The 2,704-nt window shown below is 31.7% G+C and carries 3 protein-coding genes; all 3 read left to right on the forward strand.

The window, feature by feature from the left end; genetic code table 11:
* On the forward strand, positions 1–1,194 hold a 1,194-nt coding region (locus tag BPMYX0001_RS27650), incomplete at its 5' end, for a hypothetical protein (RefSeq protein WP_033799496.1).
* A gap of 911 nt (positions 1,195–2,105) precedes the next feature.
* The gene (locus tag BPMYX0001_RS27655) at positions 2,106–2,402 is read left to right on the forward strand and encodes a phage protein (protein WP_033799497.1); all 297 of its coding nucleotides are present in this window, start codon (positions 2,106–2,108) and stop codon (positions 2,400–2,402) included.
* 1 nt (position 2,403) lies between these two features.
* Complete coding sequence (locus BPMYX0001_RS27660) at positions 2,404–2,589, forward strand: hypothetical protein (RefSeq protein ID WP_003203313.1); 186 nt, start codon at positions 2,404–2,406, stop codon at positions 2,587–2,589.
* Positions 2,590–2,704 lie beyond the last annotated feature (115 nt).

The following is a 2,704-nucleotide window of genomic DNA, read 5'->3' on the forward strand; positions in this document are numbered from 1 at the left end:
CTCACTCATTTTATGAACGAAGAAACTGAAAAGGCAAATTCCTATGTTTATATTAGCCCAGTCGTATTTACCAAGGCTTTCTTTGAGCTTTCAGTTGCGGCTAAGAAACTATTCTTGGACATTGCTATGCAACAGCACAGCGAAACGACTCTTAAACGTTCCTTAGATAAACAAGATGAAAGAGGAAATACAACTCATTTTGGAGGGATGTACCGCTTTTTACATAAGAAATACCCACATCAAATCCGTGCGGTTATGACAGAATTAACAACTGCATTACCATGTACAGGGACTCCCCTATTCAAAATTTGCAAATTACAAAAAGGGGTTAAAAATAAAAAAAGATATACGACGTTATATCTATCCTTACATACAGATTTCTTATGTACAAAAGAAGCTGGAGAAGTACAGTATCGCGATCCATTCACGCCAAAGGTTACGTATGCACGAAAAGCTCGATTTATTGAATCTGTGTTACAAGAACTGAATATCGGTGAATTTGCACAAGACATGAATAAATTTATTCATGTACTTAAGTACACTTGTCATCGACAAATTCGAATTGTCATTCGCGGCTTACGTGACATGATAGATCGTAATGAAGAATATCCAAGTAAGTTAGTGTATACGCTGAAAAAACTATTGAATCAAACATCACAATATCAAATTCTTGATACAGCGGCAAAAGAAGGTATTTACCCTCTTATTGGACAACATGTTCCAAAAGAAAAAAAGGAGCAAGCTGTATTTGATTTTGGATTGCATTTCTCTATGTACTCTCTTCGAAACATCAAAAAGTTGTTCCGTAAAACATATGAGTTACTAAAATCCAAATTTGCTGTACCTGTTACAGAGGAATCATATCATCGTAACTATCTAAAATATCAAGAAGAAACATTGTTTAGAAAGTACGCCTATGAACAAGGTGCAAATCTAAATGCTTATATGGCTTTAGAAATAGAAATACGTGAACTTCTAAAAACAAGAGGACATAAAGATCGATTTATTCCGAGTGATGTTCGCGAATTGTTCATTGAAAAGATAGATCGACTACCTAAAGAAAAGCTTCGCGTTATTGAAGTACCGGATGAGTTCAATTTGATTACGTTTATGCGTACATTTGAACAATTAGTACGCGCTGGGATTCAAGTAACCACAGCTGAACAAGTACTTGAGGTAATAGAAAAAAATTAATAATACTCCGCTCTCTATTTTTGAAAAAATTATAAATAGAGGGCTATTCGTGTTGGTTCCATTCAAAAGAAGCCCTCTACTGATTTCTTCACATAGATACCTTTACTAGATTCTATTCATAATAGAGTCTTTTTTTATGCATTTCTATACACAGCTGTACTACAATTAACTAATTTTCCACATCTATGTTTCAATAAACACGCTATTTTTATCTAAAATGCATACAAATATCTACAAAAAATCATAAGAAAAACATTAAATTTCGTGGGTAAGTAGATAATTAGAGCCTAATGTGAATAATATGATGCAATTATTATTGAAATAAATGGATTTTAGTACTTCACCTATCAAAAATCATCAATATTTATGTGAGTAATGTGACAAATTCTAATTATGTTGATTAGTTAGCCTAGATTGTGAATATTTTGTGAGTAAATATTATAAAATTGTGGACATACAGTGGATGAATTGAAAATTTAGCACTTGAATAAATATATTTAACAATGCATCAATTTGTTTCATTTTTTATGTAGAAATACGTGATCTTATTTATGATTATTTGTAGGTTTTATACCTTACTAATGGTTAATTTTCTGCTGTTAGATTTTGCTGTTTATGATTTTTTACGCTATCGCATACTCAAATCCCTTGTTACAGTAAGGATAAAATCCTATTTATTAGCCCTATATAAGTTTTATCTTTATATTTTTAATATATATATAAGATTTATATTTATATAAGATTTTATTAATTAATAAAAATATGATTAAAAAAGGGTAATTTATTATCGAACGTCATTCTAAAATGGAAATGGCGTATTTTTGTATTTTTTTGAGGTACAAATTCGAAAAAATGAATCCTCATCATATGTATTTAGTGTATCTAGAAATCTATATGGATGGTGAGACAACATGAGTTATTATCAGATGTTATATAGTACCCCTTATCTGTATTCTTCAAAATCATTACGTCAGATGTACCGGGATACTAAAAGAGAAGAAGATATTTCAGCAATACGAGAACACATGGTACGTCATGAAGTGTATTTAGACCGACAATACAAAGGTTATTATTATTTGAGTCAAAAAATCGAAGAGGATTTGTACGGTGATGAGTATCCGGTCTCATGGAATGAATTGTTGGATGAGTATCAACTTTATAAGGATCGTAAGGGAAATTTGTCTATTAAACCAAAAGGATGGGATTAACATGACAATCATTGGAGAGTTAGGAGTTGTGTATGGTGTGACAGGAGTCTCTATTTTAGGGATTAAATTGCTGAAAAGGAAAGGTCTTTACCTTCCAGATTGGTTGCTACGTGCGGGTCTCAAATGTTTATTAATTGGGAGTGTTTGGTATGTGCTAATGGATATACTAGATGTGTTTCTACGTTAGTATTACATCTGGTAGTTGAAAATAATTGTAATAGTGCGTTTTAATCTGTGTTTTCTAACCTTCCATACAGGCTCAACTACCTAAAGGAGGTATGGAGGATATGATATCACTTTTA

Origin of the sequence: Bacillus pseudomycoides DSM 12442 (assembly GCF_000161455.1) — a bacterium.
In the GTDB taxonomy this organism is placed as follows: domain Bacteria; phylum Bacillota; class Bacilli; order Bacillales; family Bacillaceae_G; genus Bacillus_A; species Bacillus_A pseudomycoides.